This is a genomic window from Microbacterium hanjuni, assembly GCF_043556395.1.
Taxonomy (GTDB): domain Bacteria; phylum Actinomycetota; class Actinomycetes; order Actinomycetales; family Microbacteriaceae; genus Microbacterium.
In genome coordinates this window covers 426,116-449,016 of the sequence record NZ_JBIGIK010000002.1, presented here as the reverse complement: position 1 = coordinate 449,016, position 22,901 = coordinate 426,116, and the positions used below count along the sequence as shown (strand labels likewise).

Annotated in this window: 21 protein-coding genes; 11 read left to right on the top strand and 10 right to left on the bottom strand. The window is 69.2% G+C overall.

Features of this window, described 5'->3' with window-relative positions; translation table 11 throughout:
• Positions 1-3: 3 nt before the first annotated feature.
• Positions 4-1,251: an MFS transporter gene (locus ACFXP5_RS09790; RefSeq protein WP_394544486.1), complete on the bottom strand. Its 1,248-nt coding sequence runs from the start codon at positions 1,249-1,251 to the stop codon at positions 4-6.
• A 60-nt stretch (positions 1,252-1,311) separates the two neighbouring features.
• On the opposite strand from ACFXP5_RS09790, the gene ACFXP5_RS09785 reads away from it, so the two are divergent.
• The 7 genes from ACFXP5_RS09785 to mnhG all read left to right on the top strand — a co-directional run bounded on the left by ACFXP5_RS09785 (position 1,312) and on the right by mnhG (position 8,767).
• Positions 1,312-2,394: a LacI family DNA-binding transcriptional regulator gene (locus tag ACFXP5_RS09785; RefSeq protein ID WP_394527999.1), complete on the top strand. Its 1,083-nt coding sequence runs from the start codon at positions 1,312-1,314 to the stop codon at positions 2,392-2,394.
• An 87-nt stretch (positions 2,395-2,481) separates the two neighbouring features.
• On the top strand, positions 2,482-5,418 hold the full coding sequence (locus ACFXP5_RS09780) for a Na+/H+ antiporter subunit A (protein WP_394544485.1): 2,937 nt from the start codon (positions 2,482-2,484) through the stop codon (positions 5,416-5,418).
• Entirely contained in the window at positions 5,418-5,957 is a 540-nt protein-coding gene (locus ACFXP5_RS09775) for a Na(+)/H(+) antiporter subunit C (RefSeq protein WP_394527997.1), read from the top strand. Before ACFXP5_RS09780 ends, ACFXP5_RS09775 begins: the two co-directional genes overlap by 1 nt.
• A 2-nt stretch (positions 5,958-5,959) precedes the next feature.
• Positions 5,960-7,519, top strand: a complete 1,560-nt coding sequence (locus ACFXP5_RS09770) for a Na+/H+ antiporter subunit D (protein WP_394527996.1) — start codon at positions 5,960-5,962, stop codon at positions 7,517-7,519.
• 20 nt (positions 7,520-7,539) lie between these two features.
• The gene (locus tag ACFXP5_RS09765; protein WP_394544484.1) at positions 7,540-8,100 is read left to right on the top strand and encodes a Na+/H+ antiporter subunit E; all 561 of its coding nucleotides are present in this window, start codon (positions 7,540-7,542) and stop codon (positions 8,098-8,100) included.
• Positions 8,097-8,366 carry an MrpF/PhaF family protein gene (locus ACFXP5_RS09760; protein WP_394527994.1) on the top strand — a complete coding sequence of 90 codons (270 nt, stop codon included), beginning with the start codon at positions 8,097-8,099 and terminating at the stop codon, positions 8,364-8,366. Before ACFXP5_RS09765 ends, ACFXP5_RS09760 begins: the two co-directional genes overlap by 4 nt.
• Entirely contained in the window at positions 8,363-8,767 is a 405-nt protein-coding gene (gene mnhG / locus ACFXP5_RS09755; RefSeq protein ID WP_394527993.1) for a monovalent cation/H(+) antiporter subunit G, read from the top strand. Before ACFXP5_RS09760 ends, mnhG begins: the two co-directional genes overlap by 4 nt.
• Before the next feature lie 6 nt (positions 8,768-8,773).
• On the opposite strand, the gene ACFXP5_RS09750 is transcribed toward mnhG, so the two are convergent.
• From ACFXP5_RS09750 to argG, 4 genes are read right to left on the bottom strand one after another with little or no spacing between them, the layout of a single operon-like run.
• The gene (locus ACFXP5_RS09750) at positions 8,774-10,627 is read right to left on the bottom strand and encodes a YhgE/Pip family protein (protein ID WP_394544483.1); all 1,854 of its coding nucleotides are present in this window, start codon (positions 10,625-10,627) and stop codon (positions 8,774-8,776) included.
• Complete coding sequence (locus tag ACFXP5_RS09745; protein WP_394544482.1) at positions 10,624-11,442, bottom strand: P-loop NTPase family protein; 819 nt, start codon at positions 11,440-11,442, stop codon at positions 10,624-10,626. Before ACFXP5_RS09745 ends, ACFXP5_RS09750 begins: the two co-directional genes overlap by 4 nt.
• Entirely contained in the window at positions 11,439-12,053 is a 615-nt protein-coding gene (locus ACFXP5_RS09740; protein ID WP_394527990.1) for a TetR/AcrR family transcriptional regulator, read from the bottom strand. Before ACFXP5_RS09740 ends, ACFXP5_RS09745 begins: the two co-directional genes overlap by 4 nt.
• Positions 12,054-12,104: 51 nt before the next feature.
• Positions 12,105-13,547: an argininosuccinate synthase gene (gene argG, locus ACFXP5_RS09735; protein ID WP_394527989.1), complete on the bottom strand. Its 1,443-nt coding sequence runs from the start codon at positions 13,545-13,547 to the stop codon at positions 12,105-12,107.
• Between the two features lie 309 nt (positions 13,548-13,856).
• Between argG and chvE the strand changes: the two genes are divergently transcribed.
• The 3 genes from chvE (at position 13,857) to mmsB (ending at position 17,797) form a co-directional block, all read left to right on the top strand.
• On the top strand, positions 13,857-14,981 hold the full coding sequence (gene chvE, locus ACFXP5_RS09730; RefSeq protein WP_394527988.1) for a multiple monosaccharide ABC transporter substrate-binding protein: 1,125 nt from the start codon (positions 13,857-13,859) through the stop codon (positions 14,979-14,981).
• Positions 14,982-15,050: 69 nt separating this feature from the next.
• Positions 15,051-16,595, top strand: coding sequence for a multiple monosaccharide ABC transporter ATP-binding protein (gene mmsA, locus ACFXP5_RS09725; RefSeq protein WP_394527987.1), 1,545 nt, complete (start codon positions 15,051-15,053; stop codon positions 16,593-16,595).
• Positions 16,592-17,797 (top strand): multiple monosaccharide ABC transporter permease, encoded by a 1,206-nt coding sequence (gene mmsB / locus ACFXP5_RS09720; protein WP_394527986.1) that lies wholly within the window; start codon positions 16,592-16,594, stop codon positions 17,795-17,797. The genes mmsA and mmsB overlap by 4 nt, the downstream gene beginning before the upstream one ends.
• A gap of 54 nt (positions 17,798-17,851) precedes the next feature.
• Here mmsB and ACFXP5_RS09715 read toward each other — a convergent pair whose 3' ends face one another.
• Positions 17,852-18,538, bottom strand: a complete 687-nt coding sequence (locus tag ACFXP5_RS09715) for a peptidylprolyl isomerase (RefSeq protein ID WP_394527985.1) — start codon at positions 18,536-18,538, stop codon at positions 17,852-17,854.
• Between the two features lie 357 nt (positions 18,539-18,895).
• Between ACFXP5_RS09715 and ACFXP5_RS09710 the strand changes: the two genes are divergently transcribed.
• Positions 18,896-19,462: a hypothetical protein gene (locus tag ACFXP5_RS09710; protein ID WP_394544481.1), complete on the top strand. Its 567-nt coding sequence runs from the start codon at positions 18,896-18,898 to the stop codon at positions 19,460-19,462.
• Positions 19,463-19,502: 40 nt separating this feature from the next.
• Here ACFXP5_RS09710 and ACFXP5_RS09705 read toward each other — a convergent pair whose 3' ends face one another.
• Genes ACFXP5_RS09705 through ACFXP5_RS09690 form a run of 4 tightly spaced genes read right to left on the bottom strand, consistent with a single transcriptional unit; the run spans position 19,503 to position 22,862 of the window.
• Positions 19,503-20,258, bottom strand: a complete 756-nt coding sequence (locus tag ACFXP5_RS09705; protein WP_394544480.1) for an ABC transporter ATP-binding protein — start codon at positions 20,256-20,258, stop codon at positions 19,503-19,505.
• Complete coding sequence (locus ACFXP5_RS09700; RefSeq protein ID WP_394544479.1) at positions 20,255-21,049, bottom strand: ATP-binding cassette domain-containing protein; 795 nt, start codon at positions 21,047-21,049, stop codon at positions 20,255-20,257. Before ACFXP5_RS09700 ends, ACFXP5_RS09705 begins: the two co-directional genes overlap by 4 nt.
• Positions 21,046-21,903: an ABC transporter permease gene (locus ACFXP5_RS09695; RefSeq protein ID WP_394544477.1), complete on the bottom strand. Its 858-nt coding sequence runs from the start codon at positions 21,901-21,903 to the stop codon at positions 21,046-21,048. Before ACFXP5_RS09695 ends, ACFXP5_RS09700 begins: the two co-directional genes overlap by 4 nt.
• Entirely contained in the window at positions 21,900-22,862 is a 963-nt protein-coding gene (locus ACFXP5_RS09690; protein ID WP_394544475.1) for an ABC transporter permease, read from the bottom strand. Before ACFXP5_RS09690 ends, ACFXP5_RS09695 begins: the two co-directional genes overlap by 4 nt.
• Between the last annotated feature and the right edge of the window lie 39 nt (positions 22,863-22,901).

The window sequence follows — 22,901 nt, the reverse complement described above, 5'->3', positions numbered from 1 at the left end:
AGCCTAATGCGCGTCGGCGCGAGGAGCCGGGGCAGGTGTCGCGCTGGTGGTCGGCACCAGCGGTCGCGCCGCCGAGGAGAAGAGCCCCGAGGCGACGATGAGGCCGACGATGATGAAGAGGGTGTTGAGCAGACCGATGTGCTCGCTGATGAAGCCCAGGATCGGCGGGCCGCAGAGGAACGCGACGTAGCCGATCGTGGCGGCGGCGCTCACCCGCGCGGCGGCGTGGGCCGGATCGTCGGCGGCGGCCGACATGCCGAGGGGGAAGCCGAGGGAGGCGCCCACTCCCCAGAGCGCCGCTCCGACGAAGACGAGGGGCAGGTTCGGCGCGAGGATGAACAGCAACAGCCCGGCCGCCGCGGTCGCGGCCAGGACGCGCAGGACGAGAACCCGACCGAAGCGGTCGACGAGCGGCCCGCCGAAGACGCGCACGACGGTCATCGCGACGGAGAAGACCGCAAGGCCCGCAGCGCCGAGCGCCTGGTCGGCACCGTGTCCGTCGACCAGCGCGAGCGGCAGCCAGTCGTTCGCGCCGCCCTCGGCGAAGGCCATACCGAGCATCACGACGCCGAGCGCGTAGGTGCGCGGCTCGCGCCACGCCGACATGGCGGTGTGCAGGCGCGCGCGCCATCCCGCGGGCTCGGCGGTGTTCACCACGACCGGCGGTGAGTGAGGGGGAACGCTCGCCACGCTGAGGACGGCGATCACGAGGATGAGCACCCCGATGATCGCCGTGTGGGTGACCACGTTCAAGCCCCAGGTCACCGCGACGACACCGAGGCCGGCGCCGATCACGGTGCCGAAGCTGAAGAAGGCGTGGAAGAGGGGGAGGATGGTTCGGCCCGTGGCCTTCTCGATGTCCGCGCCCTCGACGTTCATCATCACGTCAACGGAGCCGTTGCCGAATCCGAAGAGCGCGAGCCCGGCGAGGACGACGGGGTAGGAGTGCAGGGCGTCGGTGCCCACACCGATGACGACGACACCGATCGCGACCACGATCAGAGCCCCGAGCATGCCGCGTCGCGCTCCGAGCCGGGCCAGCACGACCGGGGCGCCGGACAGGCCGAGGATCGAGGCGACGCCCATGCCGAGCAGCAGCAGGCCGACCTGCACATTGTCGATCCCGAGCGCGTCCTTGATCGCGGGAACACGCGACGCCCAGGTCGAGATGCTCAAGCCGCTCGCGAGGAAGATCGCGAAGATCGCCGTGCGCCACCGGGACAGCTGCCGACGCGTGAGGGTGGACTCCATGTCTGGAAGCGTACCGAATCGATTCGATCCCCGTGACCCCCGCCGAGGTAGCATCGGCTCATGAGCGCGCGCCGAGCCACGATCTCCGACGTCGCCCGCGAGGCGGGGGTCTCGCCGTCGACCGCGTCCGTGGTGTTCAGCGGCCGGACGCCGGTATCGGATGCGACCCGTCAACGCGTGGTCACGGCCGCGGCGGCGCTGGGCTACACCGGTCCCGACCCCCGTGCGGCGTCGCTCCGGCGAGGCAGCTCGGGCATCGTCGGCGTGGTGTTCGAGGGTCCGCTCGGCGCGGCGTTCCTCGACCCGGTCACCACCCTCATGATGGACGGACTCACCGAGGGCGTCGCTGAACTCGGGGCGGGTGTACTGCTGCTGCGCGACAGTTCTGCGGACCAGGATGCGGTGGCCGGCGCGCAACCTTCCCTCATGTCGGCGCCCATCGACGCCGCCGTGCTGATCGGGTGCAGCACGCTCATGCGCGAGCAGCTCGACGTCATGCGTGCCCGCAACATCCCGGTCGTCGTGATCGAGGGCGACGGGGGAGAGGGCGTGCCGCAGATCCGGCTCGACAACCGGGAGGCCCAGCGCCAGGCCGCCAGCCACCTCGCGAGCCAAGGCCACCGCGACGTCGCGATCGTGACCCTGTCCACCGGCCCCGCCCGCGAGCGCGGGTGGCTGGACGCGGCGGGAGAGAACGCCATCCGCGTCGAGGTGACGCGCGACCGCCTCGCCGGAGCGCGCGACGTGTACCCCGATGCGCCCGCGTTCGCCGCGGCCGCGAGTTCGATCGATGAGGGTCTCGCGGCCGGCCGGGTGGTCTTCTCCGCCACGGCGACACGCCCGACCGCGGTCATCGCGCAGAGCGATCTGCTGGCGGCGGGCGTCATCCGTGCCGCCGAAGAGGCGGGTCTGCGGGTTCCGGAAGACGTCAGCGTCACCGGTTTCGACGGAGTGGTGGTCGACGGCCTCGCGCCCTACGCGCTGACGACCCTGGTGCAGCCGTCGAGCGAGAAAGGGCGCGCGGCGGGCAACGCCGTCGCCGCGATGCTCGCCGGGCGCGAGGCCGCCTCGCTGCGTTTCACGTGCGTCTTCCGGGAGGGCAACACCACCGCTCCCGTGCGTCGGAGCGCGGCCGTCTCGTAAGGGCGTCGTCATGCGCCGGGTAGAATAGAGCAGACACCCCGAGCGCCCGGGCCGCCACGCCCGTCGACTCCCGAGGAGGCCGCCTGCATGTTGGTCCTCCTTGTCGCGTTCGCCATCGTCCCGCTGGTCCTGCCGTGGGTCGTGCACCGGATCGGCCCGCGCGCGTTCTACCTCGCCGCCCTTCTTCCCCTGGCCGCATTCGTTCACGCGGCGCTGGCGACTCCCGCCGTGCTGAGCGGGACGATTCCGTTCGAGGAATACGACTGGATCCCCCCGCTCGACATCGCGATCTCGATGCGGATGGACACGCTCGGGTGGCTGATGGCCCTGGTCGTCACGGGCGTCGGCGCCCTCGTGATGATCTACTGCCGGTACTACTTCCGGGGCGAGACCGAAGGTCTGGGCCAGTTCGCCGCTGTGCTGCTCGGGTTCGCTGGCGCGATGTACGGCCTCGTGCTCAGCGATGACCTCGTCGTACTGGTCATGTTCTGGGAAGTCACCAGCATCCTGTCGTACCTGCTGATCGGCTACTACCACCGCCGCGGAGCGAGTCGCCGCGCGGCGCTGCAGGCCCTCCTCGTCACCTCGCTCGGCGGCCTGGTGATGCTCATCGGCGTCGTGCTGCTCGTCGTCGACACCGGCACCTCGAGCATCTCGACGATCCTGGCGCTCGCGCCCACGGGTCCGGTCGTGGACGCCGCGCTCGTGCTGCTGCTGGTGGGCGCGCTGAGCAAGTCGGCCATCTTCCCGTTCCACTTCTGGTTGCCGGGCGCGATGGCGGCGCCCACCCCGGTCAGCGCCTACCTCCACGCCGCCGCGATGGTGAAGGCGGGCATCTATCTCATCGCCCGTCTGGCTCCGGTGTTCGCCTTCGCCCCGACCTGGCGTCCGATCGTGCTCACGCTCGGCATCTTCACGATGCTGCTCGGCGGGGTGCAGGCGCTGCGCGAGACCGACCTCAAGCGCATCCTCGCTTTCGGCACCGTGAGCCAGCTCGGCTTCCTCGCGGTCGTGCTGGGGTTCGGAACCCACGAAGCTGCTCTCGCGGGTCTCGCGCTCCTGCTCGCGCACGCCCTCTTCAAGTCCTGCCTCTTCCTGGTGGTGGGCGTGATCGACCGACAACTGTCGACGCGAGACATCACCGAACTGAGCGGGGTGGCCCGCCAGGCCCCCGTCATCACGACCATCGCCACGATCTCGATCGCCTCGATGGTCGGGATCATCCCCACCCTCGGGTTCGTCGCGAAGGAGGGTGCGCTGACCGCCTTCTTCGAAGAGGCGACGCACGGATCGCCGTGGGGGATCGTGGCGGTGCTCGGAGTCACGCTGGGGTCGATCCTGACGGCGGCGTACGGCGCCCGCTTCCTGTGGGGGGCGTTCGGGACGAAGAAGGATGCTGACGGTCAGCCCCGCGCCGTCACGGAATGGCCCGATCCGCCGATCGGCTTCCTCGCGGTGCCGGGCGCGCTCGCCGCCCTCACCCTCGCGGGGGGCTTCGCCGCACCGCTGCTCGACCTCGTGCTGCAGCCCTACGCGCGCACGGCGCCGGCCGCGAGCCCCGGCATCGAGCCACCGGCGAGCGAAGCGCACCTGCTGCTCTGGCACGGTTTCGAGCCGGCATTGGGAATCTCGATCGGCACCATCGCGCTCGGGCTCGCCGTGTTCTGGTTCACCCGCAAGGCGACGCCCGCCTCCTCGCGTCGCATCCTGCCGTTCACCGCCGTCGAGGCCTACAACGGCGCTCTCCGCGTCATCGCGACCGTGGCCGTCTTCACCACCCGCCTCACCCAGCGCGGCTCGCTCCCCCTCTACGTGGGCACGATCTTCATCGTCTTCGTCGTCGCGGAGGCCACGGCTCTGCTGTCGAGTCCCGAATGGCGCATCGAATTGGATGCGTGGCAGACCCCAGCGCAGTTGGCCGTCGCGCCGGTCATGATCGCCGCCGGCCTGCTCGCCGTCAGTGCGCGCAAGCGCTACACCGGCGTCGTGCTGGTGTCGGTGACGGGGCTCGGGATGGTCGTGCTCTTCGCCACGAGCGGCGCCCCCGACCTCGCGCTCACCCAGATCCTCGTCGAGACCGTCACGCTGATCACGTTCGCCCTCGTGCTCCGACGGATCCCCGCCCGCATGGGTGAGCACAACGACTCGGTCTGGCCGATCGCCCGTGCCGTGCTGGCCGTCGGCGTCGGTGCGACGATGGCCCTGGTGGTGCTCGTCGCCACCGGCGCTCGCCAGGATCGACCGATCTCGGACAGCTGGCCGATGCTCGCTTACGAGATCGGCCACGGGCAGAACGTGGTGAACGTCGCCCTCGTCGACCTCCGCGGGTGGGACACGATGGGCGAGCTGTCAGTGCTCGTGCTCGCCGCGACCGGTGTGGCATCGCTCGTGTTCGTCACCCACCGCTCCGACACCCTGTCGCGGCTCACCGCCCCGTTGCCCCGGCTGCACAAGCGCGGTCGCGGCGCGCTGGTCGAGACGGCCGAGGGCGTGCGGGCCCGCACCGCCGAGACGAGTGACGGCCCGCAGGCCTGGCTGTTCGCCGGCCAGCGGGTGCGGCCCGAGAACCGGACGATCATCCTCGAAGTGATCGTGCGCGTGCTCTTCCACTCCGTGATCGTGGTGTCGCTGTACCTCCTCTTCGCCGGCCACAATCTGCCCGGCGGCGGCTTCGCCGGTGGGCTCGTCGCGGGGATGGCCCTGGTCATGCGCTACGTCGCGGGCGGCCGTTACGAGCTGGGAGCTGCGGCCCCCGCCGACCCCGGACGGCTGCTGGGGGCCGGGATGGCGCTCGCGGTCGGGTGCGCGATCGTGCCGCTGCTCTTCGGGGCGGCGCCGCTGACGAGCTTCTTCTGGGAGGCGGATGTGCCCGTGCTCGGGCACATCGAGTTCGTGACCTCCACCATCTTCGACGTCGGGGTGTATCTCGTCGTCATCGGCCTCGTGCTCGACGTGCTGCGCAGCCTCGGCGCCGAGGTCGACCGTCAGACGCAGGAGATGCGCGCGCAGGGGGTGCTCGCCTGATGAGCGTCTCCCTCGTTCTCGTCATCATCATGGGAGTGCTCTTCGCCTGCGGTGTCTACGCGATGCTCGAACGCAGCCTCACCCGGGTGCTCATCGGGTTCCTGCTGCTCGGCAACGCGGCGAACCTCATGCTGCTCATCGTCATGGGCGACCCGGGGGCCGCCCCCTTCTTCGGCGCGGCCGACAGTCCCGACGGCTACTCCGACCCGCTTCCGCAGGCGCTCACCCTGACGGCGATCGTCATCACCTTCGCGGTCTCGGCGTTCCTCCTCGCCCTCATCTACCGCTCGTGGCAGCTCGGCCAGGCCGACACCGTCGAAGACGACCAGGACGACGTGGCACTGCGCGCACGTCGCTCCGACGAGGACGAGATGGACGTCGAGGTGGAGGACGAGGACGACGACGCGACGACCGACTTCGTCGGGCGCGCCAGTTCGCCGCTGCGTCTGCTCGGAAACCGCGACTACACCAGCATCCGCGACGACGCTCCCGCCGACCGGCCGGCCGCGCGCGACGACCAGGAAGGAGAGGACCGATGAACATGACCGATCTGGTCCCCCTGCTGGTCACCCTCCCCCTGCTCGGGGCGGCGATCGCCCTCATCGCCGGCCGCCACCGGCGCACCCAGGTGACGGTGTCGATCGTGACCCTCACCCTGACGATGACGATCGCGGCGGTGCTGCTCGTCGCGGTGCACAACTCCGACGTGCCGTTCGCGGTGTCGGTCGGCGGATGGCCGGTGCCCTTCGGGATCGTGCTCTACGTCGACCGCCTGGCAGCGCTGCTCGTGCTCGTCTCCAGCGTCGTGCTGCTCGCGGTGCTGCTCTTCTCGGTGGGCCAGGGCGCGGCGGACGGCGACGACGACACCCCGGTGTCGATCTTCCACCCCTCGTACCTGATCCTGTCGGCGGGTATCTTCACCGCGTTCATCGCGGGCGACCTGTTCAACCTCTACGTCGGCTTCGAGATCCTGCTCGTGGCGTCGTACGTGCTGATCACCCTGGGCGGCACCGAGTCGCGCATCCGCACCGGCGTGGTCTACATCGTCGTCTCGCTCGTGTCCTCGATCCTGTTCCTCGCCTCGATCGCCGCGATCTACGGCGCCCTCGGCACGGTCAACATGGCGCAGCTCTCCGAGCGGATGACCGAGCTGCCGCAAGAGACCCAGCTGGTGCTTCACCTCATGCTGGTGGTCGCGTTCGGCATCAAGGCCGCCATCTTCCCGCTGTCGTTCTGGTTGCCCGACTCGTACCCGACCGCGCCGGCGCCCGTGACGGCGGTGTTCGCCGGCTTGCTGACCAAGGTGGGCGTCTACGCGCTCATCCGCACCGAGACCGAGATCTTCCGCGAGAACGACATCAACTTCCTCCTGCTGATCGTGGCGCTGGCGACGATGGTCGTCGGTGTGCTGGGCGCGATCGCGCAGGCTGAGCTGAAACGCATCCTCTCCTTCACCCTCGTGAGCCACATCGGCTACATGGTGTTCGGATTGGCGATCGCGACCCCCGCGGCGATCGGGGCGACGGTGTATTACATCGTTCACCACATCGTCGTGCAGACGACCCTCTTCCTCGCGATCGGGCTCATCGAGCGCCGCGCCGGGAGCACCTCGATCCTGCGGGTGCGCGGCCTCATGCGGGCGGCTCCGGTGATCGCCGTGCTGTACTTCATCCCCGCGGTCAACCTCGGTGGCCTGCCGCCGTTCTCGGGCTTCATCGGCAAGTACGCCCTGTTCGATGCCGCCGCCCAGGTCGGCACTCCCCTCCTGATGGTGGTCATCGTCGGCGGCATCGTGACCTCGCTCCTCACCCTCTACGCGCTGATGAGGGCGTGGAACCTCGCGTTCTGGCGCGAGGACGAAGAAGAGTCTCCGGAGACCGAGGCGCGTATCGGCTACCTGGGCGACGCGCCGGCCGCCGGGATCAAGACCGAGCGGCGCGCCATCCCGCGCATCATGACCGCGGCCACCGCGGGCATGGTCGTCGTCACGGTCGCGCTGACGATCTTCGCCGGGCCGCTCTACGAGGTCTGCGCGAGCATCGGCAACACCCTGCTCGAGCCGGTCAACGTCGTGCAGCTGCAACAGGATGTGGACTCGTGATCCGGGGGAGGCGGGATGCGGTGCACCAGATCTGGCGGCAGCTGCCGTTCTTCATCTGGTTGATCGCGCTGTGGATGCTTCTCTGGGGACAATTCACCCCCCTGTCCTTCCTCACCGGCCTCGCCGCAGCCATCTTCGTGACCCGCGTGTTCCGCCTGCCCCCCGTGACCTTGTCGGGCCGCGTGAACCTGTGGCGCGGACTGGTGTTCGTGGTGACCTTCTTCGTCGCCGTCGTTCGCGGCTCGCTGCTGGTGGCGTGGCAGGTGCTGAACTTCCGCCATCAACCGCGGGGCGCGATCATCGCGGTGCAGCTGCTCATCGACGACGACCTGATCATGACGCACACCGGCGTGACGGCTTCCTTGATTCCGGGTTCGCTCATCGTCGAGGCCGACCGCGAGCGGCGCATCCTCTACCTGCACGTCATCGGCGTCGACAGCGACGAGGACGTGGAGGCCCAGCGGCGGGCGGTGCTGGGCTGGGAGGCGCGCATCGTGCGCGCGGTCGGTTCGCGCGAGCAGCTCGCCCAGATCGAGGAAGCCGCCGCCGCCACTCGGAGCAGAGGGGGAGCCCCGGTATGAACGTGCTGCTCCTGATCATCTTCGCGGTCTTCGCCGTCGCGGCGATCCTGACGCTGTGGCGCATCGTGGTCGGACCTTCGATCCTCGACCGCGCCGTCGCATCCGACGTGCTCCTCACCGAGGTCGTCTGCGTGCTGGGCGCGGAGATGGCCATCAATCACCACACCCGGTCGCTTCCCGCGCTGCTCATCATCGCGGCGGTCGGTGTCTTCGGCTCGATCTCGATCGCCCGTTTCGTCGCGCGGAAGGACAACGCAGACCAGTGATCCCCTTCTCCGTGTCCGAAGCCGCCACCGACGGAACCTCGGTGCTCGACGCCGCCCTCGACATCGCCGTGCTGGTGTTGATCCTCATTGGGGCGCTCCTCTGTCTCACCGCCGCGATCGGGCTGTTGCGGTTCCGCGATGTGCCCAGCCGCCTGCACGCGGCGACAAAGCCGCAGGTGCTCGGCCTGATCGTGATATTCCTGGCGATCTCGCTCGCGTTGCGTTCGTGGCCGGTGGTCGCCTTCCTCGTGCCGGTGCTGCTGTTCCAGCTGGCGACCGCGCCGCTCAGCGCCCACATGGTGGGGCGGCAGGCCTACAGAAACGGCACGATCGATCGCACCACGCTGTACGTCGACGAGTTGCGCGCGTCGCACGAGACTCCACCGGCCGCCGGGGGCTGAGCGACCTCAGCCGATGAGACTCGGCTGCAGGTCGCGCAGGGTGCGGAAGCGCGTCATGCGTCCCACACCGATCGCCGCGACGATACCGGCGCCGACGAGCCAGGTGGCGAGAACGGCGAGGTCGAGTCCGACGCGGCTGATGTCGCCGCCGTACATGACCTGCCTCATCGCGTCGACGACGTAGCCCATCGGCAGCACGTGATGAAGAGCTGCCAGCGGACCGGGCAGGGTCTGCCACGGGAACGTACCACCGGCGGTGACGAGCTGCAGCACCATCAGCACGAGCCCCAGGAACTGTCCGACCGAGCCCAACCAGACGTTCAGCGCGAGCACGATGGCGGCGTACGTCGCCGAGGCGAACAGCAGGATTCCCAGCGTCGCCAACGGATTGGCGAACGAGAACCCGAGAGCCCAGGCGAGCACGCCGAACAGCCCGAGCATCTGGATCCCGCCGAGCAGCGCGGGGGTGAGCCAGCCGGCCAGAGTGACGCGGACGGGGGTGTTGAGGGCCGTCACCGCCCGCTTCGACACGGGCTTCACGATGAGGAAGAGGGCGTAGATGCCGATCCATCCCGCCAGCGCGGCGAAGAACGGCGCGAGACCGGCGCCGTAGTTCTGGGCGGCGGTGACGGCGCTGGATTCGACGGCGATCGGGTCGGAGAGAGTGGATGCCTGCGCGTTGCGCGTGGCATCGTCGGTGTCGGGGATCTGCGCCACGCCGTCCGCGAGTCCAGACTGCAGTTGGGTCGCGCCGTCGACGAGCTGGCCGAGGCCACCGTCGAGGGAGTTCGCGCCGTCGCGCAGCTGCGCGGCTCCGTCGGCCGCGGTCGCGGTGCCGCCGGCCAGGGTCGCGGCGCCGGAGGCGACCTGTTGGGCTCCCGTCGACACCTGCTGGGCGCCGGCCGACAGTTGATCGATCTGTTCGGAGGCCGTCTGCACGCGGGTGTTGGCGTCGGTGAGGCGCTGGCCGACCGGATCGAGTACGCCGAGCACCTGATCGATCTGGGCCTGGTCGAGGCCCGCATCGGTGAGGCGCTGCGCGATGTCGGTGCGGGCCTGCGGCAGCAGAGCCGCCGCTCCCGCGGCCGCGGTCGACACCCGGTCGGCGATCGCATCGACCTGGGCGGTGCCGGCGGCGACCTGCTCGGCCCCGGTGCTCACCTGGGCTGCGCCGTCACGGAGCGTGGCCGCACCGTCGCGCAGCTGAGCCGTGCCGTCGGCGAGCTGCGTCGCGCCGTCGACGAGGCTGCCCGCGCCGTCGTGGGCGGTTCCGAGCCCGTCGACCAACTGCTGGGCGCCGGTGGCAGCATCCGTCAACTTCATGCGGATGGTCTGCAGCGCATTGAGCAGCGTCAGACCCGCCTCGTCGATCACCTTGGAGGCGACGGTGGACTCGATGCGGGCGACCGCCTGGGTGCCGATGGTCGAGGCCAGGTAGTTGTTCGCATCGTTCGTGCGCAGTTCGATGTCGGCCTGGCGGGGTGAGCCGGTGGAGATGGAGGCGATCGCGTCGGAGAAGTCGGAGGGGAGTTCCACGGTGAAGTCGAAGTCGCCGTTCTCGAGCCCGGCGGCGGCCGCATCGGCGTCGACGCGGTGCCACTCGAACGTGTCCCCGTCGAGGAGCTCGTCGGCGACCTCGTCGCCGAGGTTGCGGTCCTGCCCGTTGAGCGTCGCCCCGGCGTCGTCGACGACGAGAGCGACGGGAACGCGGGAAAGGTTGCCGTAGGGATCCTGGTTCGCCCACAGGTACAGGCCGCCGTAGAGGATCGGCACCGCAAGCAGGGCGATGAGCGCGATGACCGACATGCGCGTCGACGTGAGCCGGCGCAGCTCGGCGGTGATCATCTGGGGCACCTTCATGGCGTTTCGTCCCCTTTCGGCTCGGTGGTGTCCGGTGCGGTGGTGTCCGATGCCGGGGTGGGCTCGGGCTGCGATTCTGGGTCGGGTTCTGGTTCTGGTTCTGGTTCTGGGACGGGCTCTGCCTCTGGCTCGGCGATCGGCTCGGGCTCGGGCGCCACCTCGATCTCCGGCGTACGGGAGTCGGGCTCGTCCTCGGGTTCGCTCTCCTCCTCGTCGGGGAGCTTTCCCGCCGCGCGGAGCGCTGAGCGCGAGGCTTTGCCGGCGATGACGAGCACGGCGTACCCGCGTCCGGCGAACTCCTCCGCGAGGCGCCACCAGACGGTCGGCTCGCCGCCGTGTCGATCGGGGGAGGCCAGCACGATGCCTTCGACACCGTCGCGCAGGGCGGCCAACTCCAGCAGGATGCGGATGCGTTGGCCCGGGGCGATGTTGCCGATCGGTGTCCCCGCCAGTTCGCCGAGCCCGAGGGTGTCGAGCCAGCGGCGCGCGGCGAAGGGATTCGGTGCGCGACCGGCGAACATCAACTCTTCGGCGACCACGCCGCCGACCGAAACACCCGACTCGGGTTCGGAGACGTGCGGGGCGTCGACCAGGGCCACCCGTTTGCGGATGGTCGCAGCATCCTTGCGCCCGTCGATGTGCACCTCGCCGGTGTCAGGGCGCATCCGGCCGGAGGCGAGGAGGCCGAGTACGGTGGGGCGCTGCTCGGTCTCGGCCATCGCGAGGGTGACGTGGCCGGATTCGTACGAGAGGGTGGTGTCGGGGAGGGCGCGTTCGGCACGGCCCTTGCGCACCTCGCGGAGGGAGATCTTCACGAGGTCGCCCCCTCGAAGGCATCGAGCAGTGCGACGCTCTCGCGCCACGAGAGTCCTGCGATCCCCAGCACGGCTTTGACGGCGTGCTCGGCGCTCGCCGCCGGATCGACGTGCATACGGGCGACGACGGCTCGGCCGGTCTCTTCGATGAGGTGGGCCAGCACGGGGGCGGCGATATCGGTGCGCAAGGCGCCGGTGTCCTGACCGCGGCGCACGATCTCGGCGATGCGCGTGCGCAACGGCGCGAGGGCGGCGGCGGTGTCGGCGACGTGCGACTCGTCGAGCGCGATCGCGGCGGCGACGCGCACGTGGGAGGCCTCGTGCCACAGCTCGGCGGCGAGGCGTGCGAGGGCGCGTTGCGGGTCGTCGTCGTCGATGCGGTCGGCGATCGCGTTGAAGCGGGCGGCGCCCGTGACGAGCACCTGGCGCACGAGCGCTTCCCGGTCGTCGAAGTGGCCGTACAGGGCGCGGCGCGACAGTCCCGCCGCACGGGCGATGGCGTCGAGCGAGGCGTGCGGGTCGCGCGCGATCTCGTCAGCCGCGGCCGCGAGGATACCGGCGCGGTTCTCTTGCGCGTCGCGGCGCGGCTGGCGCAGCGTGGAAGAAGTCATGACGACATTCTGCCACGAAACTACACACGCGTGTGCAGTTTTTAAGAGGGGTCAGTCGGTGCCGGAGTCAAACGCGGCGGCTTCGCCCGCAGCATCCGTCGCCTCGGCCAGCTTCTCCCGAGCGGGGTCGTACGCGAGCACGTGCTCGGTGATCTCGTCGGCGCCGCCGGCCGTGACGCGGCCGACGAGCTCGCCCGTCGGACCGCCGAGCAGGCCGAGCGTCGCGTACTGCTCGAGCCGGGTGCGGGAGTCGGCGATGTCGAGGTTGCGCATGGTCAGCTGCCCGATGCGATCGATCGGGCCGAAAGCGGCGTCGCCGACGCGCTCCATCGAGAGCTTCTCCGGACCGTACGACATCGTCGGGGCGGTCGTGTCGAGGATCGTGTAGTCCTCGCCGCGACGCAGGCGCACCGTGACGGTGCCGGTGATCGTGGAGCCCACCCACTTCTGGATCGACTCGCGCAGCATCAGGGACTGCGGTTCGAGCCAGCGGCCCTCGTACATGAGGCGCCCGAGCCGGCGGCCCTGCTCGTGGTACGTGGCGAGGGTGTCTTCGTTCAGGATGCTGTTGACGAGGCGCTCGTACGCGAGGAACAGCAGAGCCATACCCGGCGCCTCGTAGATGCCGCGGGACTTCGCCTCGATGATGCGGTTCTCGATCTGATCGCTCATGCCGAGGCCGTGGCGGCCACCGATGCGGTTCGCCTCGAGCACGAGAGCGACCGGGTCGGTGTACTCGGTTCCGTTGAGGGCGACCGGTCGGCCTCCCTCGAAGGTGACCGAGACGTCTTCGGGCTGGATCTCGACGGCCGGGTCCCAGAACCGCACGCCCATGATGGGCTCGACGGTCTCGAGGGAGACCTCGAGGTGCTCGAGCGTCTTGGCCTCGTGGGTGGCGCCCCAGATGTTCGCGTCGGTGGAATAGGCCTTCTCGACGCTGTCGCGGTAGGGGAAGCCGTGCTCCACCAGCCACTCGCTCATCTCCTTGCGGCCGCCGAGCTCGGTGACGAAGTCGGCGTCGAGCCAGGGCTTGTAGATGCGCAGAGCGGGGTTGGCGAGCAGCCCGTACCGGTAGAACCGCTCGATGTCGTTGCCCTTGTAGGTCGAGCCGTCGCCCCAGATGTCGACGCCGTCGTCGCGCATCGCGCGCACGAGCAGCGTTCCGGTGACGGCGCGACCGAGGGGCGTGGTGTTGAAGTAGGTGCGTCCGCCCGAGCGGATGTGGAAGGCGCCGCACGCGAGGGCGGCGAAGCCCTCCTCGACGAGAGCGGTCTTGCCGTCGATCAATCGCGCGACCTCGGCGCCGTACTCGAGCGCACGACCGGGGATGGCGGCGATGTCGTCTTCGTCGGGCTGGCCGAGGTCGCCGGTGTACGTGCAGGGGATCGCACCCTTGTCTCGCATCCACGCGACGGCGACCGAGGTGTCGAGTCCCCCTGAGAAGGCGATGCCGACGCGCTCGCCGACGGGCAGGGACTGCAGAACCTTGGACATACCCCCAGTCTATTCAAGCGCGAGAGGGCACCCTCTCGATGGGAAAGAGCACTCGCGGGGTGCCGAGATCAAGTTGTGACGCGCCGAGGAAGAATTTCCGTGGCTCCAGGCTGGTAGATCGCGTATGTTGATGCGCGCAACGTATGCCCTGCCAACAGGAACCAGCGAAGCGATCACACACAGCAGCACAATCCGGGGGCGATCATCGCTGTCGGATGCGGACACCGTCGTCCCCACCTCAGCCAAGATTCTTCCGGCGGGGTGAGCGATGCGGGTCGAAGCAGACTCGTATTTCTTGGAAGGAAATTCATGTTCAAAGGAAGAACACTCGCCTCACTCCTCGCGGTCGGTGGCCTCGTCGCCACCCTCGCCGCGTGCGCGCCCGCCGGCACCGCGGGCGGTGGCGGTGGCGGAGAGGATGCCGCTGCAGAATGCAACGTCGGCATCTCGATGCCGACCCGCAGCCTGGAGCGTTGGATCAACGACGGTGAGGGTCTCAAGACCAAGCTCGAAGACGACGGATGCACCGTCGACCTGCAGTACGCCGACAACAAGACCGACCAGCAGATCAGCCAGATCCAGAACCAGGTCGCCGGCGGCGCGAAGATCCTCGTCGTCGCGGCGATCGACGGCCTGACCCTGGGCCCGGTCCTCGAGGACGCCGCAGGCCAGGACGTGAAGGTCATCGCATACGACCGCCTGATCAACGGCACCGAAGCGGTCGACTACTACGCGACCTTCGACAACTACAAGGTCGGAACGCTCCAAGGTCAGTTCATCGAAGAGCAGCTGGACCTCGCCGGTGGCGCGGGCCCGTTCAACTTCGAGCCCTTCGCCGGAAGCCCCGACGACAACAACGCCGGGTTCTTCTTCCAGGGTGCTTGGGACGTTCTCCAGCCCTACGTCGAGAGCGGCCAGCTGGTCATCCCCTCGGGCAAGCTCTCGGCGACGAACGACGACTGGAAGTCCATCGGAATCCTCGGTTGGGGATCGGATGACGCCCAGGCTGAGATGGACAACCGTCTGCAGTCGTTCTACACGGGTGGCGAGAAGGTTCAGGTCGTCCTCTCCCCGAACGACAGCCTGGCGCTCGGTATCGAGCAGTCGCTGCTGTCCGCGGGCTACGCACCGGGCGCCGACTGGCCGATCATCACGGGCCAGGACGCCGACAAGGCCAACGTGCAGGCGATCCTCGCCGACCAGCAGTCGATGACGGTCTGGAAGGACACCCGCGAGCTGGGTGACCGCGTGCAGATGATGGTGCAGTCGATCGTCGCCGGCGAGGAGCCGGAGACGAACGACGACGAGACCTACGACAACGGAGTGAAGGTCGTTCCGGCCTACCTCCTGGACCCGCAGGTCGTCGTGAAAGACGACGTCCAGTCGCTCCTGATCGACTCCGGCTTCCTGAAGGCCTCGGACGTCGGACTCTGATAGATCGACCTTGATCGGCGGCGGCCACCGGCCGCCGCCGATCGCGGTCCGACCCCTCGAAAGGGCACTATGAACAACGCCATTCTCACGATGCGCGGAATCGTGAAGGACTTCAGCGGGGTGAAGGCACTCAACGGTGTCGACCTCGAGGTGCAGCGCGGCGAGGTCCACGCGATCTGCGGCGAGAACGGCGCCGGAAAGTCGACCCTGATGAAGGTGCTCAGCGGGGTCTACCCGCACGGATCGTTCGACGGTGTCATCACTTTCGAGGGGAAAGACGTCGCCTACCGCTCGATCAACGACAGCGAGCGCGACGGCATCGTGATCATCCACCAGGAGCTCGCGCTGAGCCCCTATCTTTCGATCGCCGAGAACATCTTCCTGGGCAACGAGAACGCCCGGGCCGGGGTCATCGACTGGAACAAGACGAACGCCGAGGCGGCCAAGCTGATCGCCCGCGTCGGGCTGCAAGAGAACCCGGCGACGCGGGTGCTCGAACTCGGCGTCGGCAAGCAGCAACTCGTCGAGATCGCGAAAGCGCTGTCGAAACAGGTCAAGCTCTTGATCCTGGACGAGCCCACCGCAGCGTTGAACGACGACGACTCCGCCCACCTGCTCGATCTCCTCAAGCACCTCCGCGGCCAGGGCATCACCTCGATCATCATTTCCCACAAGCTCAAGGAGATCCGCGCGATCGCCGACACCGTCACGGTCATCCGAGACGGCTCGACGATCGAGGCGTTCCCCGTCGAAGACACGGACGAGATCGAGACGCGCATCATCCGCGACATGGTCGGGCGATCCCTCGACAGCCAGTTCCCCCCGCGTGACCCGAAGCTCGGCGAGGAGAAGTTCCGCGTCGAGCATTGGAACGCCTATCACCCGGTGGACATCGGTCGGAAGGTCGTCGACGACATCTCGTTCTCCGTGCGCGCCGGCGAGATCGTCGGGTTCGCGGGGCTGATGGGCGCCGGGCGCACCGAGCTGGCCATGAGCATCTTCGGCCGCTCCTACGGCACCGACATCTCGGGGAAGGTCTTCAAGGACGGGATCGAGATCTCGACCAAGACCGTGGATGAGGCGATCCGCAACGGCATCGCCTACGCGACCGAGGATCGGAAGCGCTACGGGCTCAACCTGATCGGGTCCGTCACGGTGAACGTCTCGGCCGCAGCCCTCGGCAAACTGGCGAAGCTGGGGGTCATCGACCGCAACCGCGAGTACGTGGTCGCCGAGGATTACCGCAAGCAGATGAACATCAAGACGCCCTCGGTCGCGACGCTCACGGGCCTCCTCTCCGGAGGCAACCAGCAGAAGGTCGTGCTCAGCAAGTGGATCTACTCGGGTCCGGACGTGCTGATCCTCGACGAACCGACGCGCGGCATCGACGTCGGGGCCAAGTTCGAGATCTACGGCATCATCAACGAGCTCGCCGCCCAGGGCAAGGCGGTCATCGTGATCTCGTCGGAGCTGCCCGAGCTGATCGGGCTGGCCGACCGGATCTACACGATTGCGGAGGGGCGCCTCACCGGCGAAATCGCTCGCGCCGACGCAACCCAAGAAGAACTCATGCGCCATATGACTGCAGGCAGAGCTGAAGGAGTAAACCCGTGACCCTCACCGCCCCCGATCAAGCGACCCCGGCCGGACCCAGCGTTCCGGGCAAGGCCCGGCGCCGCATGCGCATCGACCTGCGTCAGTACGGCATCCTCGCGGCGCTCGCGATCATCATCATCCTGTTCCAGATCCTGACCAACGGCCGGCTCCTGTACCCCGGCAACGTCAGCAACCTCATCCAGCAGAACGCCTACGTGCTGATCCTCGCGATCGGCATGGTCATCGTCATCATCGCCGGTCACATCGACCTCTCGGTCGGCTCGATCGTGGCCGTCGTGGGTGCGGTGGCGGCGCTGTCGATGCAATCGTGGGGGCTCCCCTGGTGGGGCGCGATCATCCTGGCCCTCGTCGTCGGCGCGGTGATCGGCGCGTGGCAAGGATTCTGGATCGCCTTCGTCGGCATACCGGCCTTCATCGTCACCCTGGCGGGCATGCTCATCTTCCGCGGTCTCGCCCTCGTGCTGCTCACCGGCGGCACGATCAGCGGACTGCCGCCGCAGTTCAACGCGATCGGGTCGGGCACCATCCCGACCACGGGTGCCCCCGACCTCATCACCTTCGGTATCGCCGCGGTGGCCTCCCTCGCGCTCATCGTGCAGCAGGTGCGCACGCGTGCCACGCTGCGCCGGCTCGAGCTGCCCCGCGAACGCGCGGTGTCGGCGTGGATCAAGGTCGGCATCGCGGTCGCCGCGATCATGTACGTCGCCTACCTGCTCGCGTACAACCGGGGCACGCCGATCATTCTGATCATCCTTGCCGCGCTCATCCTGATCTACTCGTTCGTGCTCAACCGCACCGTCTTCGGCCGGCACGTCTACGCGATGGGCGGAAACCTCTTCGCCGCGCAGATGTCGGGGGTCAAGACGAAGTGGGTGACGTTCTTCATCTTCGTCAACATGGGTCTGCTCGCCGGCCTTGCCGGTGTCGTGAGCACCGCGCGCGCCGGTAGCGCCGTCGCCTCGGCGGGTGGCAGCTTCGAGCTCGACGCCATCGCCGCGGTCTTCATCGGTGGCGCCGCCGTCCAGGGCGGCGTCGGCACCGTCATCGGCGCGGTCATCGGTGGCCTCGTGATGGGCGTGCTCAACCAGGGCCTGTCGATCCTGAGCGTCGACGCCGCCTGGCAGCAGGTCATCAAGGGCCTCGTGCTGCTGTTCGCCGTCGCCTTCGACGTGCTGAGCAAGCGCCGCTCGGGACGCTGAGATGAAAAAAGGGGGGGAGGCCGACGGCCTCCCCCCCTTTTTCGTGGCCGGAGGTCAGCCGATCGCGACCGAGGTGATCGTCACGGGAGTGGCGGGCGCACCGTCGGCGGCGCCGCCCTCGGCTCCGACCGCGGCGATCTGTCGAACGACCTCGAGGCCGGCAGCATCCATCTGTCCGAAGACGGTGTATGACGGCGGCAGCTGGCTGTCCTCGTAGACGAGGAAGAACTGCGAGCCGTTCGTGTCGGGCCCGGCGTTCGCCATGGCCACGGTACCGGCGGGGTAGGTCTCGGAGCCGTCGAGCTCGTCGTCGAAGCTGTAGCCCGGGCCGCCGCGGCCGGTGCCGGTGGGGTCACCGCACTGCAGCACGAAGATGCCCTGGGTCGTCAGGCGGTGGCAGTCGGTGCCGTCGAAGTACTGCTGCTCGGCGAGCGAGACGAAGCTGCCCACGGTGCAGGGGGTGCGGTCGGCGTCGAGCGCGATCGCGATGTCACCGGCGGTGGTGGAGAGCGTCGCCGAGACGGCGCCCGTGACGGTCGGGTCGGCGGGCGGCGCGGTGACGTCGCTCGAGGCGCCCGACTCCGCCGGGTAGGCGCACTCTCCCGAGGCGGCAGCGGTAGCGGGGGCCGACGGGGCCGCGGCCGAGGATTCGGCGGGAGCGGTGGGGGTCGCCGTGGCGCAGCCCGAAAGCAGCAGCAGGCCGACGGCGGCGAAGGTGGCGGAGAGCAGACGAGAGCGCATGCCTCCAGCGTAGAAGGGCGAGGCGGATGCTGCTCACGCACCCCTGTGAACGGATGCGCACACGCGTCGTCCGCGGTCGGTATCGTGCCGTGCGGGGGCGGGACGATCTGCCCACCGGGGGGCAAAACGATGAGCTACGACATTGTCGTCTTCGATCCGGCGGTATCTCCTCGGGAGAGGTCCGAAGCGCTGCGGTGGCTTCAGGATGATTCTCACGTGAGTGGCGCGAGCGACGCGAAGTTCGCGCCCTGGCTGCGCGACATGCAAGAGGTCTTCGCGTCTTACGAGCACGCTCCGGATACGCTCGGGCCCGACGACAGGTTCGCGGAATACTCTCGGTCGGGGCCTCGTGTCCACGTGAGCGCGATGTTCTCGGTGGCGGAACTCCTGGAGTCGGCCGTTCACCGCACCGCGGTAGCCCACGGCCTCGGCTTCTGGGACTGCAGCACCGAGGGTGGCAACGTCTGGTGGCCGCCCGAACAGTCCTATGCGCACGAGGAGCACCCGCACCTCACCCTCATGGTCGAATCGGAGGCGACGGCCACCGGACCCAGCGACGCCCTCATCGCCGCGTCCGTCGACTGGCTTTCCCATGGCCGAGGTCCCAGCTTCGTGGTGCTCGAGGACGAGCGCGGCGACTACCTGCAGGCGGCCGGCGGTGCAGAAGGCCTGACTCTGGAGTGGCGGCGGTGGGGTAAGGCGGGAGTCGGCGGCGAGTTCTGGCACGGGGTAGCCGCGCACGACGGTGATGAGTCGGGCGAGCTGGTCGCGCTTCCCGGTCGGACGCGCAGCTTCCCTATCTTGCCGAACGAGCGGTTGTCCGGGACCGAGGTGCGGGAGGCCCTGCTCGCGTCGGCGAACGGCACATCCCTTGAAGATCGCTTCGTCTGGCACGACATCACCGAGCAGCTGGCGAAGAAGTAGCGCCATCACCGCCGGTGAGCTCGCGGGCCGCGGGCCGCGGTCAGCGCGGGAGGCGGGGAACGGCGGCGACGAGCTCGCGCGTGTACGCGGTCTCGGGGGCGGTGAGGATGCGGCGGGTGGGGCCCGTTTCGACGACCCGGCCGTGGCGCAGCACGACCGTGCGGTCGCAGAGGGCGGCCACCACGCTGAGATCGTGCGAGACCATCACGAGCGCGAGTCCGCTCTCGCGGCGGAGCCGCTGGAGCAGCTCGATGACCTGCACCCGGGTCGTCACGTCGAGGGCGCTCACCGCCTCGTCGGCGAGCAGCACTCGCGGGCGCGACACGATCGCCCGCGCGATCGCGATGCGCTGGCGCTGTCCTCCCGAGAACTCGTGCGGGTAGCGGGTGAGGGTGTCGGCGTCGAGCCCGACCGAGGCGATGGCCTCGGCGACGCGCGCCCGGGCGTCGGCACCGGTTGCGAGTCCGAGCGAGCGCAGCGGTTCACCCACCGAGCGATCGATGCGCTGGCGAGGATCGAGCGAGGAGTACGGATCCTGGAACACCGGCTGAACCGCCGTGCGGAAACGCCGCATCAGCGCCCGATCGCGCAGGTCGAGGGGCTCGTCCGCGAAGAGAACCGCGCCCTCGCGCGGCGACGCGAGTCCGAGCATCAGCCGCAGGATCGTCGACTTGCCGGCGCCGGACTCGCCGACGAGCCCGATTGATTCACCGGCGTCGACGGAGATCGACACGTCGTCCAACACGCTTCGCTCCGCGTAGGAGTACCCCACCGACCGCAGTTCGAGCAGGCTCATGGCGCCCCTCCCTCGCCCAGGGCGTCGTCGAGGGCGCGAGCGCTCCCCACGAGGGCGGCGGTGTACGGATGCTGCGGGTCGCGCAGCACGCGATCGACCGGGCCCTCCTCGACAGCGACGCCGGAGCGCAGGACGACGATCCGCTCGGTCATCCGGGCGACGACCGCGAGGTCATGGCTGATGAACAGCAGCGACATCCCCCGCTCGGCGACGAGGCGTTCGATCAGGGTGAGCACTTCGTCCTGCACCGTGACATCGAGCGCCGTCGTCGGCTCGTCGGCGATGAGCAGTTGCGGCCGAGCAGCGAGGGCCATCGCGATCGCCACCCGCTGGCGTTGACCGCCGGACAGTTCGTGCGGGTAGGCGCGGGCGATCCGAGCCTCGCCGAGCGCGACCTCGGCGAGGGACGCCGCGACCGCTTCGCGCAGGGCCGCGCCGCGCAGCGCCCGGTACCGGCGGATCGGTTCGGCGATCTGCCTGCCGACGCGCATGAGCGGATCGAGGGCGGTGAGGGGTTCTTGGAAGACGAAGCCGGCCACGGCTCCGCGCAACGGCCGCACCCGCGCGTCGGGGGCGCCCACCACCTCGCGGTCGGCCAGAACCACCGACCCGGAGGCGACGAGACCGGCGGGCAGCAGCCCGACCACGGCGAGTGAGGTGAGCGACTTCCCCGACCCGGATTCGCCGATGAGTCCGAGGCGCTCTCCGGCGGCGAGGGAGAAGGACACCCCGTCGACGAGAGGGGTGCCATCGGCGTGCACGCCGAGCGCGGAGACATCGAGCAGGGTCATCGTCTCCTCCTCGTCGGATCGCCGACATCGCGCAAGCCGTCGGCGAGGAAATTGACGCCGAGAACGAGCACCACGATCGCGATCCCCGGCGCGATCGCGCCGATGGGCGCGTTGACCACCGTGCCCTGGGCTTCCTGCAGCATCCGACCCCAGGACGCGTTCGGCGGCGGGGCGCCCAGACCGAGGTACGACAGACTCGCCTCGGCGAGCACGGCGATGCCGAACTGCAGGGCGAGGCTGACCGCGAGGGTCGGCGCGATGTTGGGCAGCACGTGGTGCATGACGATGCCGAGCAGCCGGGTGCCGCTCGTGCGCGCAGCGGTGACGTACTGCTCCTGCAGCACCCGGCGCGCGAGGATGCGGGTGAGGCGCGCGATGACCGCTGACATCGCGAGGCCGATCGCCAGGATCGCCGACCAGAGCGATGCGCCCTGAACGGCGACCACCAGCATCGCCAGCAGCAGCACGGGGAACGCGATGACGACGTCGAGCGCGGCCGAGAGGGTGTCATCGACCCAGGGGCGGGCGAACGCCGTCACGAGTCCGATGAGGATGCCGAGGACGGCGGCCAGTGCGACGGAGCCGGCACCGACGGCCAGGGCGATACGGGCGCCGACCATCAGCTGCGACAGCAGGTCGCGACCGAGGCGGTCGGTTCCCAGCGGATGGGCGAAACTCGGCGGATCGAGGCGGCCACCGCTGAGATCGCTGAGCGGGTACGGCAGCCAGAACACCGAGACGGCGGCGACGACGACCACGAGACCCGTGAGGACGATCCCGATCGCGAGGGTGAGCGAACCGCGACGCGATCCGCTCGATGCGCCCTCGACCTGCTGCTCCACGATCTCGCTCATCGGTTGCCCGAGACGCTCGCGCGCAGGCGCGGATCGATCAGGCGCTGCGTGATGTCGGCGGCGAAGCCGACGAGCAGCACGAAGAGGGTGCTGACCACCAGGACGCCCTGGATGTTGGCGAAGTCGTGCTGCTGAATGCCGGTCAGGAGCAGGCTGCCGAGCCCTGGCAGGGTGAAGACGCTTTCGACGACGACGGCTCCGAGCAGCGTCGTGGACAACTCGATGCCGAGGACGGCGACCACCGGCACGGCGCCGTTGCGCACCCCGTGGCGCAGCAGCGCCTCGGTCGTGCCGGCACCGCCGGCGCGGGCGGTGCGCAGGTAGTCGCTGCCGAGCACGTCGAGCGTGGCCGAGCGCACATACCGGCTGAGCGAGGCGCTCATCACGATCGCGATCGCGATCACCGGGAGGGTCAGCGAACGCAGGGCGTCGGCGGGGTCCTCCCAGCCGTCGCGGGGGAACCCGCCCGAGGGGAGCAGCCCGAACTGGAGGGCGAACACCCACACCAGGATCACCCCCACCCAGAACACCGGCACGGCGACACCCAGCTGGGAGAAGCCGCTCAGGGCGATTCCGTACCACCGGTCGGACTTGACCGCCGCGATGACGCCGACCACGAGCGACACCAGGAGCGCAAGGCCGAACGCCAAGAGCGTCAGGGGCACGGTGATCGCGAGTCGCGAGGCGATCTCGGGGCCTACGGGGCGTGAGCTGATGTACGACGAACCCAGATCGAAGCGCAGCAGTTGCGCCGCCCAGGTCGTGAACTGCTGCCAGAGCGGCTGATCGGAACCGACCTGCGCGCGCGCCGCCGCGATCTGCTCGGGCGTGGCATCGACCGACAGCAGGGCGTTCGCAGGGTCACCGGGCAAGAGCCGCAGCAGCACGAAGATCACGATCATGGCCACGACGAGCGACACCAGGAGGAACCCGGAGCGGCGCAGAACGTAGGTGATCATGGGATCTCGAAGAAGGGTGAGGGATGCCGGGAGCGGTCG